Source organism: Shinella sp. (assembly GCF_049651085.1).
In the GTDB taxonomy this organism is placed as follows: domain Bacteria; phylum Pseudomonadota; class Alphaproteobacteria; order Rhizobiales; family Rhizobiaceae; genus Shinella.
The window spans coordinates 85,635-100,689 of the sequence record NZ_JBASBL010000004.1; the positions used below are offsets into that span (position 1 = coordinate 85,635).

Consider the following 15,055-nt stretch of genomic DNA (forward strand, 5'->3'; position numbering starts at 1 on the left):
AATCAGTCTGGAGAGCCAGAGAACGGAGAAATGCCTTGTTGAACCCAGCCCCGAACCTGACAAAGCTTGCCAACCATTTTGGGTCTGACAAGGGGGATGTCGTCCACCACGCGCACAACTATGCGCCGCTTTATTCGTTTCTGTTCGGCGGTTTTCGCGAGCAGCCGTTCTACATGCTCGAAATCGGCCTTCAGATCGGCCCGCAGAACCAGCAGCTCGCGGCCAACCGCGTTTCCGCCAGCGCGCCCTCCGTCGAGATGTGGCTCAACTTCTTCCCGAACGCCTATGTCTACGGCATCGATATTTCCGACTTCTCGTCCCTGAACGGGCGCGAACGGTTCACCTTCTTCCATTGCGATGCGGGCTCGCGTGAATCCCTTATGGCGGTCAAGCGCAATACGCCGCCGCTCAAGATCATTGTCGATGACGGCTCGCATTGCCCCTACCATCAGCAGGTGGCGTTTTCGGAACTGTTCGAAAAACTGCAGCCGGGCGGGTTCTACGTCATCGAGGACCTTCACTGGCACAACCAGGAAGTCGATGACGTCCTGCCGCCCACCCCCCGGACCGAAGAGATATTCCAGAAGTACCTGCTGACCGGGTTGCTCGACAGCCCGCACATCAACGAGTTCAGGCGGGAGCTGATCCAGTCGCAGATTGCCAATGTCTTCGTGCACTGGGACGAGCGCGGCGGGACCGACCACTGGCGGGTCAAGATGATCGCGATCCAGAAGAAGTAAGCCTCAAGCTCGCCATTCGTCCACCCGCGACGATCCGGGTGGGCGCCGTCCACGATGATGCAACACCCGGAGCCACGCTGTGAACCTGATCGCCCCTCCCTTGATCTCCTGGCAAACGGAACCGAACATGCCGGCGGTACCTGAAAAAACGCCCCTCACGGCCGATTGGCTGATGCGGCATGTCTTCAGTTTCGAAGTGGGGCCGCAACGCCATCAGGTAACATCCAGTCTTACCTTCGAAAAGGACGGACGGATCGGCGGCTATCAGCACCCGAACGAGGCGGGCTGGCGGATCGATGGCGACAGGCTGCTCATCCTGCGTGAGGACGGGACGCCGTCCTGCGTCACCATCCTGATGGAAGCGGATGATGGCAGCCGGGAGATCGTCGGTCCCTTCCTGCTGCAGGAGGAGGTGCACCTGCACTACTTCAAGCCTCTGGCGCTGAGGAACGATCTGCCGGCGGTGCAGACCTTCGATCTGTTCGACACGCTCGTCGCGCGCTATTGCGTCGACCCGCTTGCCGTTTTCGATGTGGTGGAGGCCAAGGCCCGGGCAAAGGGTTTTGCCAGGCTCCGCCAGAGTCTCGAGGCGGATCTCTGGCGGAGTGGAAACTACACCCTCGACGACGTCTATGCGAAGCTGGCCGAGGCCACGGGTTGGCCGGAACGCCTGATCGAGCGGCTCAAGATGCTGGAGCTGGCCGAGGAGTGGGACAACCTGTTCCCGATTCAGGAAATGGTTGCCCGCGTCCGGCACGACGATCTGATCATTTCCGACATGTACCTGCCGGAATCCTTCCTGCGCAAGATCGTCGAGGAGAAGTGCGGGCTGCCGGGGCTGACGATCCATCTGAGCAATCACGGCAAGCACCACGGCACGATATGGCCGACGATCCTCGCCGGGCATCGCATCCTGCGCCATTACGGCGACAACCATCACTCGGATGTCGTGCAGGCGCGCAAGGTCGGCATCGAGGCCGAGCACGTCACGACCTCCGCCTGGTCGATGGGCGAGACCGTCCTCTGCTCGGTCGGCCTCACCGAATTCGCCAAGGCCGTGCGCAAGGCCCGGCTGACCAGCTTCTCCTTCGACAGGACGGCGCGGCAGGCGCAGCAGGCGCAATTCGACGCCAACATCCCGCTCCTCATCGTCGCCGGCATGCTTCTCATCCGGCGGGCGAACGCCGTCGAGGCGGACACGTTGCTGATGTGCGGCCGGGATTCCAACATGTGGGTGCATCTGCTGCGCTGGATGCTCGGGCTTTCATCGCGCAAAATGGCCGTGCACTATTTCCCGTCGTCGCGCGACCTGTTCCTCGCCGACAGCCCGGCTTACGCCGCCTATTTCTCGCGCCTGCGCGGCCAGCGCACGATCATCGCCGACGTTTCCGGCACGGGCCGCAGCCCGGCGCATTTCATCGCCGGCCTGGAGGCGCAGGAGGATACCAGCGTCTTCGTCGTCCTTAAATCGAACCGCATCGATCCGCCGATGGAAGCGCGCGCGCCGGCGCGCGACGACGTGCTCATCGATACCGGTATCACGCTCGATCTGGAACGTTTCCTTTTCGAGCGGTTCAACACCGCCGTGCGCGAAGACCGCGCCATCGGCATGGAGTTCCTCGGTGAACAGTTCAGCATCCTGCGTGAGCACGAGCCGCTCGATGCGGCAACCGGAGTTCTGATCGCGAAAATGCAGGAAGCCTTCACCCAGGCCCTGGCAATCCTGCAGGCGTCGCCCATCACGACACTGCCGGAAGGGCCCAGCGACGAGGATCTGCAGGAGGCGCTACGCCAATTGGTGCAGGTCGGCATCCACTATCTCGACGTGGCGCAGCGCCTGCCGGAGTGAGCGCCGAAGCTGCGGGCAGAACTCAGATTTTGACGAGCATGGCGGTCGCGTACATGAAGGTGACACCCGCCGCCAAGCCGCCGAAGGACGCAGGTGTCAGCAATGCCTTGATACCTTGGCCGTTCGAGCGGCCCATGAGGCCGCCGACCTCGACGATCACCTGAGCGATCGCGCCGGCGCCAATGGCAAGGGCGATTGCGGTCCACTGTGGTGCGTAGGCGAGGCTACCCGTCCAGATGCCGAGCACCGCCGGACCGCCCGCGAGCAGAGCCAGCCCCACAAAGGAAAGCAGGCTGGGCTTTTCCTTGAGAACGGGTGCGGCGATTCCGATGCCCTCGGTGATGTTGTGCAGGGTAAAGCCGAGGACGAGGAAGGTGCCCAGTCCAGCGCTGCCGGCTGCGAACGCCGCCCCGATGGCCAGACCTTCGCCGAAATTATGCAGTCCGATGCCAAGCGCGATGAAGGTCGCCAGCGCCAGTCCCGTCGGGGCGCCATGTCGGTGGGCGACCGCCATCAGGATGAGGAAGCTGGCTGCGGCCGTCAGGACGACCATGACGCTCCCCTGGAAGATCGGCGCCGACGTAGCGGCGAATTCCAGCGCTTCGACGACCGTGTCGACCAGAAGGAATGCAAGCAGACCCACGGTCAGGGCAAGGAGAAAGGTCATCGTTCCCTGGCCCGCGCCACGAAGGGCTGGATAACACATCAGGCCGATTGCGACAGGCAGGATGCCGACAAAGGCTCCGAGTATGGCCTGCGACCAGAGACTGCCGGAGGTGGCGACGGGGGTCGGTACGGCGACGGTGATCTCGTGGTCGAATGTTGCTCCCGTATTGGTGACGAAGGTCACGTGGTGGGTTTCTCCCAGAACCCACGGGAAGGGGAGGCTGATCCAGGCCGTGTCGCCGCGGGTGATCGGACCTTGCGGCTCCTGTTGGAATTCCCAATAGGCGGCATCGACCTGGACCTGTGCGACCGTCATCGGGTCTGATCCGCCGGCGCGGACCAGCAACCGCAGGCCGCCGTGATCGAGGATCGTGCGCTCGATCGTCAGGTTCTCGACGGGCGGCGCGCCGTTGTTGAAGCCTTGCAGCGGGTTTGTCTGGAGCAGCCAGACGATGGCCATCGCGAGAACCGCGACGGGCAGCAGTAGCCAGAGATAGCGAGACAAGCCGGAGGCCGCGGGCGCGGTCGCAGCGTCGGTCTTTTCGCGGATCATGACAGGGCCTCCACAACGTCGAACATGCCCATCCAGCCAAGTTCGGTGAATTCCGATTGATGCGCGTGGAACATGTAGAGCCCCGGCTCGTGCCCCTCGAAGGTGAATTCGAGAATCCCCCGTTGCGCCTGGCACTGCATGATGAGATCGACCGTCTTCAGCGTCGGCGTCAGCGTCGTTCCCTGATCGTAGTAGTCGAAGAAATTGGCATGCAGGTGGAACGAGTTGATCGGATCGAACTCGACGATGTTGACGAGATAGATGCGGACCGGCCGTCCCTTGACGATCCTGATCGGTTCCTTCGCGTAGCAGTGGGCAATCGTGTTGCAGGCATAGAACTCGTTCTCGCCGTCGAAGTTCGTGTCAAAGGCGTTCATGACCATAGCCATTTCCTGCCATCGTGCATTTTCTGGGGACCCCAGCAGCCGCGACTTGGCGACCTCGAGATGGTCGGGATGGCGTGCGGGGTCGGGATCGATCACGAAGAGGCCGTACATGCCTTTGTGGATGTGGCGGGCAAGCGGAAGGGCGTGGCAATGATAGAGGTGGCAGCCGAAAGGCCTGGCGTCGAATTCATAGACGAACTCTTCACCCGGACCGATGACGCCAGCGCCGGGGACGCCATCCATTCGGGCGGCGTGGATGCCGTGGAAATGCAGTGAATGCGGGTGCGAGCCGTTGTTGATGAGCTTGATTCTCAAGCGCTCGCCCTCGGTCGCTCGAAGGGCGGGGCCGGGGACGCGGCCGTTGTAGGTCCAGGCAGGAAACATGACGCCCGGTGCGATCTCGATTTCCTTTTCCTCGACGGTGATTTCGAAGCTGCGCAGTTTGCGTCCGTCAGGCAGGGCGCTCGGTTCGCCCGTGTACCAGTCGGTAAGCATGCTCGTCGGATCGAAGCCGTTGCGGGCGTTGTCGACTGTTCCGACGGTGATCATGGCGCCATGCGCTGATCTGTGAGCGGCAACGGCATCCCCGTTTTTCACCACGGATGCGGCAGCGCCGTGATCGCCCGAATGGGCTTCCTGGGCCGTCGTCGTGCTGGTGCAGATGCTCGTCGCGCCGAGGGCAGCCACCCCGCCACCGAGCAGGCTTCTTCTACTCAAGGTCGTTTGTGCCCACCTCAGCATTCTTGAAACCTCTTTTATTAGCCGTTTCAATGAAGAAGAGCATTAGAGCATTATCATAGCATATGCTATATTACTCCGAGCGAATGTGAACGGCAAGGCCCAGGCTGGCAGCGTCGGATGCAAAGGGAGGTTGGAAATATAGCTATTGCTATGTTATCATATTCTTGATTTGAATTTTAAGCGGGCAGAATTGAATTGAACGACACGAATAGTCAGCCTACCGAAATCGAGAGTTCGCTCATCGCCCCCGACACCCAGATGGAGAGCTTCAGGCAGGCGCGACACAACCGTCGCAGCGAACTCGTGGAGGATTATGTCGAGCTTATCGCCGACCTTCTCGCCGACGGCGGCGAGGCGCGGCAGGTGGACATCGCTCAGCGCCTCGGGGTCGCGCAACCGACTGTCGCCAAAATGCTGAAGCGGCTGAGTGCTGAGGGCTATATTCAGCAGCGCCCGTACAGGGGCGTCTTCCTGACAGATATCGGCAAGGAACTGGCCCGGTTTAGTCGGGAGAGGCATCAAATCGTGGAATCGTTTCTCTGCTCGATCGGTGTCAGCGTCGAGACCGCGCGTATGGATGCGGAGGGCATAGAGCACCACGTTAGCCCGGAGACACTCGAGGCACTTAAAAAATTCACGGCTGCGAGAACGGCAACAAAGTAAGGAACGCAGCCGTCTGTTGGCTTCTTGGGCCTGCTGGTACTTGAGGCTGGATTGGCCTGATCAGCTTCACCACAGCCTGCCGGCCCGACGGCGCAGGCCAAATCGCCGGCCATTGCAGGCTCCGGCAGGTCCAATCAGACAAGAACCCTCCAGCCGATCCCCAGCCCTGCGGAAACCAGGAGTGTCGTGATAACCGACAGCTTTAGCCGGAAGATTGCCAGGGCGGCCAGTACGGTCAACGCCAGCGACGGCCATGCAATGGAGCTTACGACAGGGACCTCCAAGAACAATCGGCCAACCGAAATCGTCCTGACCTCGGCAAACAGCACGTGAAGGCCGAACCATACGGCCAGGTTCAGGATGACGCCGACCACGGCTGCGGTGATGGCGGACATGGCTCCGGTCAGCGCCATGTTGCCGCGCATCCTTTCGATGAACGGCGCTCCCGCGAAAATCCAGAGGAAGCTCGGCAGGAAGGTCACCCAGGTCGTGAGGATCGCGGCGAGGGTGGCCGCGGTCAGGGGATTTAGCGCTCCGGCATCGCGATAGCCGGCGAGAAAGCCGACGAACTGAGTGACCATGATCAGTGGACCCGGAGTGGTCTCGGCCATGCCGAGGCCGTCCAGCATTTCGCCCGGGCGGAGCCAGCCGAATTGTTGGACCGCCTCCTGCGCCACATAGGCGAGAACCGCATACGCCCCGCCGAATGTCACGACAGCCATCTGGCTGAAGAAGACACCTATCTTGGAAAACACGTTGTCGGGGCCGAGCATCAGGAGGAGCACGGCTACGGGAAGAAGCCAGAGCGCCGCCAGTGCGCCGGACGTTTTCATGGACCACGCGAGGTTCGGCCGGGCATGGAGAGGGATTTCCTCGCCGAGAACCGAGTCACGATCCTCGAGGATTTTCCCGGAGCCGGGCCTGTGTCCTCCGCCGACCTTGAACGCTGCGACCCCGGTGCGGCCGCCGAAATACCCGATGACGCCCGCGCCAATGACGATGAGCGGGAAGGGCACGTGCAGGAAAAAGATTGCGACGAAAGCGGCGGCCGCAAATGCAACCATCACCCTGTTCTTGAGAGCGCGGCTGCCGATCCGCAGCACCGCCTGGACGACCACCGCCAGCACCGCGCATTTCAGCCCGAAGAACATCCCTTCGATTACGGTCACATCGCCGAAGAGGACGTAGATATAGCTGAGCGCCAGGATCGAAACGAAGCCGGGCAGAACGAACAGCAGCCCCGCGATCATGCCGCCCCTGGTCTTGTTGAGCAGCCAGCCGATGTAGATGGCGAGCTGGTGAGCTTCGGGGCCGGGAAGAAGCATGCAGTAGTTGAGAGCGTGGAGGAACCGGTGTTCCCCGATCCAGCGCTTTTCATCCACGACGATGCGGTGCATGACCGCGATCTGGCCTGCTGGGCCGCCAAAGCTCAAGGCGGCGACACGCGCCCAGACCTTTACGGCTTCCGACAGAGGAACGACGTCCCCGTCAGACGCGGAGCGGCTGGGAACGGAGCTTTTCGCGAGATCGGCCATTGCCATCATCCTTTTCGCGGATTGGGCCAGTTGTGCGTTTCGTCCGTAGCGTCCCGGCACCAGCGATAGAACGCGTCGTAGGCCATCAGCCCAGCCTCGAGTTGCTCCAGATCGTCGTTGAACATGCGTGAAAGGCCAAGCGAGACTGCCAGGAGGCCCGGCACTTCGGGAGCGAGGTCCGGGCGGGCCGTATCGGCTCCGCGTACGATCGTCGCAAGGCGAAGGAGCGGCTCCGTCTTCAGCCCGAACTCGTCGATCATGACATCGAAGGTGCACAGCTCGCCGCGGTGGCTCCAGAAGACGTCTTCGATATCGAACGGCGTTGCGCCAAACCGGTCACCCACCAATGCAACGTCACTCGCGGGAACGAACAGGAATATTGCGGAAGGGTCTACGAAACGCCGGATGAGCCACGGGCAGGCGATGCGATCGATCTTCGGCCGAGACCTTGTCACCCAGACCGTCCGCCCTTTCGCGTCCCGCGGAGGAAGCTTGTTCTCCGGAACGAGAATTCCTTGGGTGCCGCACCAGGCCTCGAACCCTCCCTCAAGGACTTCCGCTTCCTTTCCCATCGCCCGGAGATGCGCGGCGACCCCGTGGCTAAGTTTCTGTCCTTTCTGGCAGAGGACAATGGCGGGGGCGCTGATCTCCGTCCCCCATTCGGTAACCCGTCGGAAGTCCCGCCTGATCGATCCCGGGATCAGGCGGGGATCGGCGCGGAAATCGTCGTCGATACGGACGTCGATGATGGTCGGCAAATTGGGCGTGCCGATGATGCGGGCAAGCTTGTCGGATGCAATTTCAAGGAATGAAGGCATAACGCGTCCCTCCGTTTATCGGGTTCAAAGGACGCGATTCTTCGGCCGTGGCCTCGTGGGGTGATCGCAACCCCATGAGGGAAGATTTTGCAGCCGCCATTTCTATTGTCAAGCGCTGAAACGGCTCGCGATCGCGATGGCGGTGATCGGGAGGGGGTGAGGTGACCGATGATCAAAGTACGACGATTTGCATTCCTTCAGGCAATTTTCGCCACATCAGCCCCACGCAAGATACTAACTACACGTTGTCGATTTCATCGATCTGAGCACAATTCATAGGGGTGTTGGTTTTGGTGCTTGACGACAATATAAGCGACCATCTCTGGCAGTTTGGCAGTTCTGACGGCATCATCGCCAACGCCATAATCCTCAATGAGCGGGGCCGCATTCTCAATCATCAGCACCCCGGTATGATGTACTGGCTCCCCCATGAAGGCGCGATCATCCTGGTGAGTGGAGAGAAGCAGCCGACAGCCCTGCTCAATCGCGTTTCAGAAACTCGCTACGAGGGGCCTGTTCTTCCGGCAATTCACGGTTGGCAGCCCGGCGTGACGCTTTTCATGGAAAGGGTCGAGCTCAGTTATCCGCTGGGCTTTACCTGGACGGAAGGCTGCACGGAATTCCTCAAGCGAAATCGTGTGTTCTTGCGTCACGGCGGTCAGTATGACGACGTCTATGCACAGGACGAATTCGTCGTGTTCGGAAGGCAAGTCTTTGTCGAACCCGAGGTAACACTTCCCTTTCGGGCTTTCGCCGAGATGGGCGCCTACAGCTATGTCGTCGGGCCGACGCGGGGAAACATCTCCATTGGTCGCTATTGCAGCATTGCTTCGAACGTTCAAATCATGGGTGACAGCCACCCGATGGAGCGTCTTACGACGCATCCCGTCACCTATCATCCAGGCTTCCAGGATGTCGCTCGGGAACACTATGGCCGCGAGCTGATACAAGAGCCGTACAGTGTCTCCGACGTACCTGTCACAATTGGGAACGATGTCTGGATCGGGGAGGGGGTGGTGATCGCCAAGGGCGTCACGATCGGCGATGGGGCTGTGGTGGCCACGCGGTCAGTCGTCACGAAGGACGTGCCGCCTTACACAATTGTCGGAGGCGTGCCGGCCAGGCCCATCCGAAAGCGCTTCGATTGCGCGCTGATCGATCTTCTACTGGAGACGAAATGGTGGGAATTCAACATCGTCGACCTTCCGCCGCACTGGTCGGACCCTGAGCGCCTTCTCAAGGAATTGATCGAGAGAGAAGCTGCCGGTTCTATTCAGCGGTGGAGACCGAAGCGTATCGATCTGGCGCTTTCGCTTTTCAAGGCCTCGATCATCGGCTGAACAATTTCACGATGTCAGGGCCGCCGCCAGCCAGTAGCGCCCTTGCATGTCGACCTGGCGCGGAACGCCGGCACCGGCGGTGAAACAAGTCGGAATCAATGAGGATCGGTTTAACGCCTCGCCCACCGCCGCAAGGGTCAGGTGAGCGAGGCAGAAATGGAAATCGCGTGTTCGCGGCTTACATGCCGAGCGACTTCAGGTAGTCAGCAGCAACGGCTTCGATGGTCTTCTTGTCCACCTCGACCTGGCCGTTCATCCGCGCCATCGTCGCATCGTCCAGCTTGATGGAAACCGCTTCGAGAATATCCTTCAGCTCGGGATTTGCATCGAGAACGTCCTTGCGCACGACCGGCGTCAGCACGTAGCTCGGGAAGAACTCCTTGTCGTCCTTCAGAACCTTCAGGCCCATTGCTGCGATCTGCCCGTCGGTTGCCTGTGCCGTGAGCGTATCGATATCGCCGTTGGCGAGTGCATTGTAGGCAAGACCGATATCCATGGGCCGCAGATTGGCGCGTCCGGCCTCGAAGTCGTAAGCTTTCTGCAAGCCGATCAGGCCGTCTGCGCGCCTCGGAAACTCGGCGGTCGTGCCCATCAGCACAGCAACACCATCGGTATAGGCCTTGGCGAGGTCGGAGATCGTCTCGAAGCCCTGTGTCTTCGGATTGTCCGGCTTGATAACATAGGCATAGGTGTTGTTTGCGCGCGACGGCGCCAGCCACACCAGCCCCTTTTCAGCATCCAGCGCCCTGACCCGCTCGTAGGTCTCCTCCGGCGAAAGCCGTTCTGTCACCTTGTTGAAGGTGATCAGCGACGTGCCGGTATATTCCCAGTAGAGGCTGACCTCGCCGTTCTCCAATGCCGCACGAACGATGCTCGTGCCCATGCCTTCCTTCTTGTTGACCGTGTAGCCCTTGGACTGCAGCAGTTGCTTGGTCATTTCGGCAATGATGAGCTGCTCGGTGAAGTTCTTGCTCCCGATGGTAATGGTGGCGCCCCAGGCCGATGTCGCGACGAGGGCTGCTGCGGCAGCGGACAGCAGGGTCTTGGTGAATTTCGATACGAAGGTCATTTGTTCCTCTCTTTCATTTTATTATCGCAGCGGATTTATGCCGCGGGGGACGAGATGGTACTGGATCTGGCCGATGGAAAAATCGACCAGGACCGCGATCAATGCCGTGGGGATGGCCCCCGCCAGCATCATCTGAAGGTCGTTCAAGGCTATTCCGGTAAAGATCAGTTCGCCGAGGCCGCCCGCGCCGATCAGGAAGACCAGTGGCGCCGAACCCACGCAGATCGCCAGTGCTGTCCGGATGCCGCCGAAGATCACGAACAGGGCATTCGGCAGTTCGACGCGCCAGAGAACCTGGCGCGGCGTCATTCCCATACCGGTCGCGGCCTCCACCAAGTGCGGGGGAACCGCGCAAATGCCGGCATAGGTATTGCGCACGATCGGAAGAAGGGTCGCGGCCCAGAGGCCGAAAACCGCCGGCACGGTGCCGATGCCCAGAACGGACATGGACAAGGCGAGGATTGCCAGCGTCGGCACCGTGCTGCCGATGTTGAACACCTGCATCGCCGCCTCCGAAATGGAGCGGAGGGCAGGGCGCGAGAGCACGATGCCGATCGGCACGGCCGACAGGATGGCCAGAGCACCGGCCCAGGCGACAAGCTCCAGATGCTGAAATGCGAGGTAGGAGATGTCGTCGGAATAGGTAAGAATTTCATCCGCCATTCCGCTGGACCACAGCCAGACAAGAATACCGGCCAGCGATACCAGCGCAACGGCCTGAACGATCCCGGCGCGACGCCCCTGCTTTGCGGCTTGGACGGAGGAGACGCTCATCCGTTTTCTCCATGGCCGAGATTCGAGACGATGGAACGATAGCTCACCACCCCGGCCATTCTGCCGTTTTCATCGACACAGGGCAGCAGCGGCATGTCATGGGCAAACATCAGGGAAACGGCCTGCCGCAGGTCGTTGCCCATCCGCACGGAGCCCTTCACCGGCACCATGTGATCACCGACCGTACCCGAGCGTCCTGCCGCCATCTCATCGCTCAGGAGGAATTGCGGCGCGCCGTCCGGCGCAAGGACAAAGGCGGCGATGCTGCGCATGGCCCGCATCTCGCGCAGGGCCTCTTCCACGGAAGACGAGGGCGAGACAGTGACGAAACCCGTCTCCATCGCGGCGCTGACGTTAACCAGCCGAAGCCGCTTGAGCGCCCGGTCCGACCCGAGGAAATCCTCGATGAACGAATTGGCGGGGCGCGCCAGAAGATCGTCGGGCGCTGCGTACTGCTCCAGCTTTCCGCCCCGGAAGATCGCGATCTTGTCCGCCATCTTAACCGCCTCGTCGAGATCGTGCGAAACGAAGATGATCGTCTTGCGGATCTCCTGCTGCATTTTCAGGAATTCTTCCTGGATCGTCTCCCGGTTGATCGGATCGATCGCGCCGAATGGCTCATCCATCAGCATCACCGGCGGATCCGCTGCGAGTGCCCGCAGAACACCGACACGCTGTTGCTGGCCGCCCGACAGTTCTTTTGGATAGCGCTTCAGGTAGAGGTCTGGATGAAGGCCGACCAGATCAAGGAGTTCTTTCGCCCGTACACGCGATTTGCGGCGGTCCCACCCCAGGAGGTCGGGAACGATGCAGATATTGTCTTCAATCGTCTTGTTCGGGAACAGGCCGATCTGCTGGACCACATATCCGATGGAGCGGCGCAGTTCGATCAGGTCTACCGTGCTCGTGTCCTTGCCGTCGATGAAGACTTTACCGCTCGTCGGCTGAATCAGGCGGTTGATCATCTTCATCGTGGTCGTCTTGCCGCAACCGGAAGGGCCCAGCAGCACGCAGATCTCGCCGCTCGGCAGGTCAAGGCTGACATTGTCGACCGCGACGAACGGGTTGGACGCAGAACCGAAATGTTTGGTCAGGTTCTCTAGCCGGATCATGGTGTCGTGTTCCTCTGGATGCCGCGTGACGTGAGAAGGCGCTGCACGAGCGCAAGGAAGAGATCGGCGAAAATCGCAAGCAGCGAGATTGCCAAGGCCCCGGTAATGAGCTGCCGGGGATCGGACTGGCTGATACCGCGTGAAATGAACGTTCCGAGCCCGCCCGCGCCGATATAGGCGGCAATCGCCGTCACGCCGATATTCATGACGACTGCCGTGCGGACGCCGGCCATGATGACGGGAATGGCGAGTGGTATCTCGACCTGGCGCAGGCGTTGCCAGGTGCTCATTCCCATCCCCTGGGCGGCCTCGCGAAGAGCGGGATCGACATTCGTGATGGCGGTGTAGGTGTTCCGGATGATCGGCAGCTGCGAATAGAGGATCACGGCAACGACGGTCGGCACATAGCCCACGCCATGCCCGATTGGCGACAGGAGCGGGATCATCAGCCCGAACAGCGCTATGGACGGAATGGTGATCATCATCGACGCAAGGTAGAGGACGGTATCGGCCGCCACCCTGGACTGGGTGATCGCTATGCCGATTGGTACTGCCGTTGCAATCGCGATCCCCACCGCCAGAAAGACGATCGATATGTGCTCGATCGCACGGGTGCCGATGATGCCCAGATTTTCAAAGATGAACCGGACGATTTCCATTTTTGCAGCCTGCCTTTCGCTACCTAGAGTGTCCGATAAAGTGTGGCTGCATTTTTCGAACGTGAAGCGGAGGGGCATCGCGCCCTCGACCTGCCATGCATCGACCGTTGCTTCTTCATGCCACCCGCGTCGGGCGCAAGGCCGTCGATCGGGCCGGTACTATCAGACAGCAGCATCAAGATCAGATTCCCGGATGACAGAAGAGGTTCACGGAAAGGATGCGGCCCTGTGACGGGCCGCATCCTTGTCTCTCGCAGGATCAGACGGCCCGCGTGGCGATATTCCGGTCGATCTGGTCGATCATCTGCCGGAAAATGGCATTGTCCGGCTGGTTCTGCTGGCCGTGCGCCATCCCGCCGATGATGTAGGGGCCGTCCGTCGCATCGCCCGGATAGACGCCATGCAGATGGACCGCTTCTTCAGGCAGGTGCAGGGTATTGTCCGCACCGTGGACGATCAGTGCCGGCGGGAAGCCTGCCGAGCCGTTCAGTCCGGCCTCCGGGTCAAAGGCCACATAGTCCTTGTAGGAACTTGCGGTCATGTGACTGCAGCCCGGCCAGCGCTCGACGCTTGCCGCTTCGGTATAGGCGCCGAGCTGCTCGTCGACATAGGCCTGGGTATCCGTATCAAGAGGATAGAAGCCCAGTCTGGTCTTCTGCGTGCCCGTGTCGAAGGGCGGGATGGCGTCGTCGTCTGCCAGCGCCATCAAGGACGCATGGGCGGCTGCCTTGTCCGCCCGCAGATTCTGGAGCGACGAGATGCGGGTATAGTTCAGGGGGGCGTAGAATGCGACCTGCGGTCCGCCGGCGCGCGCCAGCTGCGCGATCGCTGCGAGACTTGCAGTTCCACCCATGGCCCAGGAAACCACCGCCGGCATCCGACCGAATGCCTTCTGCGTCCAGGCGATCGCACCCAGCACTTCGTCCTTCTGGTCTTCCAGGCTCACATTCGTGAGGGTGAGATTACCCTGCTGAACGATATTGCGGGCATGCTTGTTCGTGTAGAAGCCCGCGACGTCGTAGGTCATGACGCAATAGCCGCGCTCGGCCAGCGCACGGCCAAACAGCTGGCCATACATGCTGACACCGCCGGCAAACCCCGAATTGAAGACAATCGGCGGCAGGTTTGATTTTTCTTCGAAATTCCTGGGACGAAACACCTGACCCGTCAGGTCAATTTCTTCGTCGCCATAGTTGACGGTGAATACGATGTCTTCAATGCCAATGTCCATGTCAGTCTCTTTTCATCAGGACGAGGGGAAAATCTCGGAGGCTGCGTCACGCAGGAGCGTCTGTGCCGCTACCTCCGTGATTTCAGCGACTTTTTCGGCGAGTTGAGTACAGAAGTCGAAAGTCTGGAGCGGGGTGAAGTGATGTGCATAGGCCCGCTGCTGGTGATCGCGGCCGACATGGGGAGCATCCGTTGCCTCGAGCATCAACCGGCTTGCCCCCACGTCTCTCACGATGCGAACGGCAAAGGGCACGACATCGTCAACGTCGATCGACGTGCGGTAGCCGGGGCCCTTGAACCAGACATTGCCCCTTCGGCGCGCCTCGGCCAGCAAGTCGCAAAAGGCGGGACTATTGCATCCCTCTTCGGTGTAGCCGCTGCCAAGGTGGTCGATGATGACGCGAAGATGCCCTGGCATCTGCCGCAGCACCTTGAGGTTGGTCGCCGCTTGCTGGGCATAGACATGAATGTGTTGGTCCGGTCGGAGCCGTGCAAACAGCGCCTGCCATTCTGTTCCGCAATAGGCGTCGTCGGAAACCGCCTCAGGGGCCGCATCCAGCAGAACGATCCGGATACCGGCGACCTGGGGATGGGAGAGCCGTTCACTATCGGCATAGTCCGGATCGGCCTTGATCGTACCCCACAACCGGATCGCCCCGTAGCGTTCGGGATCGCGCGCCTGCAATGCCGCAAGCTCCGCGAAGGAGGCAAAGACATTCTCGGAATCCGGCAGAATGCTCAAATGCACATTGTTGAGCAGTTTCGGTGTGTGTCCCTTGTCGATCAGCCCGTCAAGATAGGCTGTTATCGAGTGGGGTGCGGGCAAGGCATAGGGTACCGGGCCGGCCACCCGGGTCAGATCCGCCTCCGTATAAAAATGAACATGCCCGTCTATACGCCGTTCGTCCGCATGCATCGCT

The 15,055-nt window shown here is 60.9% G+C and carries 14 protein-coding genes; 4 read left to right on the plus strand and 10 right to left on the minus strand.

The annotated features are described in order from the left end of the window. Positions 1-35: 35 nt before the first annotated feature. Together WA950_RS00880 and WA950_RS00885 are read left to right on the plus strand one after the other, a co-directional pair. Entirely contained in the window at positions 36-740 is a 705-nt protein-coding gene (locus WA950_RS00880) for a hypothetical protein (RefSeq protein WP_424549782.1), read from the plus strand. Between the two features lie 127 nt (positions 741-867). Continuing rightward, entirely contained in the window at positions 868-2,589 is a 1,722-nt protein-coding gene (locus tag WA950_RS00885) for a hypothetical protein (RefSeq protein WP_424549783.1), read from the plus strand. Between the two features lie 22 nt (positions 2,590-2,611). Here WA950_RS00885 and WA950_RS00890 read toward each other — a convergent pair whose 3' ends face one another. Both WA950_RS00890 and WA950_RS00895 read right to left on the minus strand, forming a co-directional pair. After that, a complete protein-coding gene (locus tag WA950_RS00890; RefSeq protein WP_424549784.1) occupies positions 2,612-3,808 on the minus strand; it encodes a ZIP family metal transporter in 1,197 nt (398 codons plus the stop codon). After that, entirely contained in the window at positions 3,805-4,935 is a 1,131-nt protein-coding gene (locus WA950_RS00895) for a multicopper oxidase domain-containing protein (RefSeq protein ID WP_424549785.1), read from the minus strand. Before WA950_RS00895 ends, WA950_RS00890 begins: the two co-directional genes overlap by 4 nt. Positions 4,936-5,130: 195 nt before the next feature. Here WA950_RS00895 and mntR point away from each other — a divergent pair, with 195 nt between their 5' ends. After that, positions 5,131-5,598, plus strand: coding sequence for a manganese-binding transcriptional regulator MntR (mntR, locus tag WA950_RS00900; RefSeq protein WP_424549786.1), 468 nt, complete (start codon positions 5,131-5,133; stop codon positions 5,596-5,598). Positions 5,599-5,732: 134 nt separating this feature from the next. On the opposite strand, the gene chrA is transcribed toward mntR, so the two are convergent. Both chrA and WA950_RS00910 read right to left on the minus strand, forming a co-directional pair. Beyond that, positions 5,733-7,133, minus strand: a complete 1,401-nt coding sequence (gene chrA / locus WA950_RS00905) for a chromate efflux transporter (protein WP_424549787.1) — start codon at positions 7,131-7,133, stop codon at positions 5,733-5,735. 5 nt (positions 7,134-7,138) lie between these two features. Further along, positions 7,139-7,951 carry a chromate resistance protein ChrB domain-containing protein gene (locus WA950_RS00910; protein WP_424549788.1) on the minus strand — a complete coding sequence of 271 codons (813 nt, stop codon included), beginning with the start codon at positions 7,949-7,951 and terminating at the stop codon, positions 7,139-7,141. A gap of 293 nt (positions 7,952-8,244) precedes the next feature. On the opposite strand from WA950_RS00910, the gene WA950_RS00915 reads away from it, so the two are divergent. Further along, a complete protein-coding gene (locus WA950_RS00915) occupies positions 8,245-9,291 on the plus strand; it encodes a CatB-related O-acetyltransferase (protein ID WP_424550051.1) in 1,047 nt (348 codons plus the stop codon). Between the two features lie 178 nt (positions 9,292-9,469). Here WA950_RS00915 and WA950_RS00920 read toward each other — a convergent pair whose 3' ends face one another. The 6 genes from WA950_RS00920 to WA950_RS00945 all read right to left on the minus strand — a co-directional run bounded on the left by WA950_RS00920 (position 9,470) and on the right by WA950_RS00945 (position 15,051). Further along, the gene (locus WA950_RS00920) at positions 9,470-10,360 is read right to left on the minus strand and encodes a glycine betaine ABC transporter substrate-binding protein (protein ID WP_424549789.1); all 891 of its coding nucleotides are present in this window, start codon (positions 10,358-10,360) and stop codon (positions 9,470-9,472) included. Between the two features lie 21 nt (positions 10,361-10,381). After that, positions 10,382-11,134, minus strand: coding sequence for an ABC transporter permease (locus WA950_RS00925; protein ID WP_424549790.1), 753 nt, complete (start codon positions 11,132-11,134; stop codon positions 10,382-10,384). Beyond that, positions 11,131-12,246 carry an ABC transporter ATP-binding protein gene (locus tag WA950_RS00930; protein WP_424549791.1) on the minus strand — a complete coding sequence of 372 codons (1,116 nt, stop codon included), beginning with the start codon at positions 12,244-12,246 and terminating at the stop codon, positions 11,131-11,133. The genes WA950_RS00925 and WA950_RS00930 overlap by 4 nt, the downstream gene beginning before the upstream one ends. Continuing rightward, positions 12,243-12,905, minus strand: coding sequence for an ABC transporter permease (locus WA950_RS00935; protein WP_424549792.1), 663 nt, complete (start codon positions 12,903-12,905; stop codon positions 12,243-12,245). The genes WA950_RS00930 and WA950_RS00935 overlap by 4 nt, the downstream gene beginning before the upstream one ends. A 259-nt stretch (positions 12,906-13,164) precedes the next feature. Beyond that, positions 13,165-14,136: a hypothetical protein gene (locus WA950_RS00940; protein WP_424549793.1), complete on the minus strand. Its 972-nt coding sequence runs from the start codon at positions 14,134-14,136 to the stop codon at positions 13,165-13,167. A gap of 15 nt (positions 14,137-14,151) precedes the next feature. Continuing rightward, complete coding sequence (locus WA950_RS00945; protein WP_424549794.1) at positions 14,152-15,051, minus strand: amidohydrolase family protein; 900 nt, start codon at positions 15,049-15,051, stop codon at positions 14,152-14,154. Positions 15,052-15,055: the final 4 nt, after the last annotated feature.

Excerpts from the sequence above, each read along its gene's own strand:
- WA950_RS00885 (WP_424549783.1), top strand. The coding sequence starts at position 868 with ATGCCGGCGGTACCTGAAAAAACGCCCCTCACGGCCGATTGGCTGATG.
- WA950_RS00890 (WP_424549784.1), bottom strand. The coding sequence starts at position 3,808 with ATGATCCGCGAAAAGACCGACGCTGCGACCGCGCCCGCGGCCTCCGGC.
- WA950_RS00895 (WP_424549785.1), bottom strand. The coding sequence starts at position 4,935 with ATGCTGAGGTGGGCACAAACGACCTTGAGTAGAAGAAGCCTGCTCGGT.
- chrA (WP_424549787.1), bottom strand. The coding sequence starts at position 7,133 with ATGGCCGATCTCGCGAAAAGCTCCGTTCCCAGCCGCTCCGCGTCTGAC.
- WA950_RS00910 (WP_424549788.1), bottom strand. The coding sequence starts at position 7,951 with ATGCCTTCATTCCTTGAAATTGCATCCGACAAGCTTGCCCGCATCATC.
- WA950_RS00920 (WP_424549789.1), bottom strand. The coding sequence starts at position 10,360 with ATGACCTTCGTATCGAAATTCACCAAGACCCTGCTGTCCGCTGCCGCA.
- WA950_RS00925 (WP_424549790.1), bottom strand. The coding sequence starts at position 11,134 with ATGAGCGTCTCCTCCGTCCAAGCCGCAAAGCAGGGGCGTCGCGCCGGG.
- WA950_RS00930 (WP_424549791.1), bottom strand. The coding sequence starts at position 12,246 with ATGATCCGGCTAGAGAACCTGACCAAACATTTCGGTTCTGCGTCCAAC.
- WA950_RS00935 (WP_424549792.1), bottom strand. The coding sequence starts at position 12,905 with ATGGAAATCGTCCGGTTCATCTTTGAAAATCTGGGCATCATCGGCACC.
- WA950_RS00940 (WP_424549793.1), bottom strand. The coding sequence starts at position 14,136 with ATGGACATTGGCATTGAAGACATCGTATTCACCGTCAACTATGGCGAC.
- WA950_RS00945 (WP_424549794.1), bottom strand. The coding sequence starts at position 15,051 with ATGCATGCGGACGAACGGCGTATAGACGGGCATGTTCATTTTTATACG.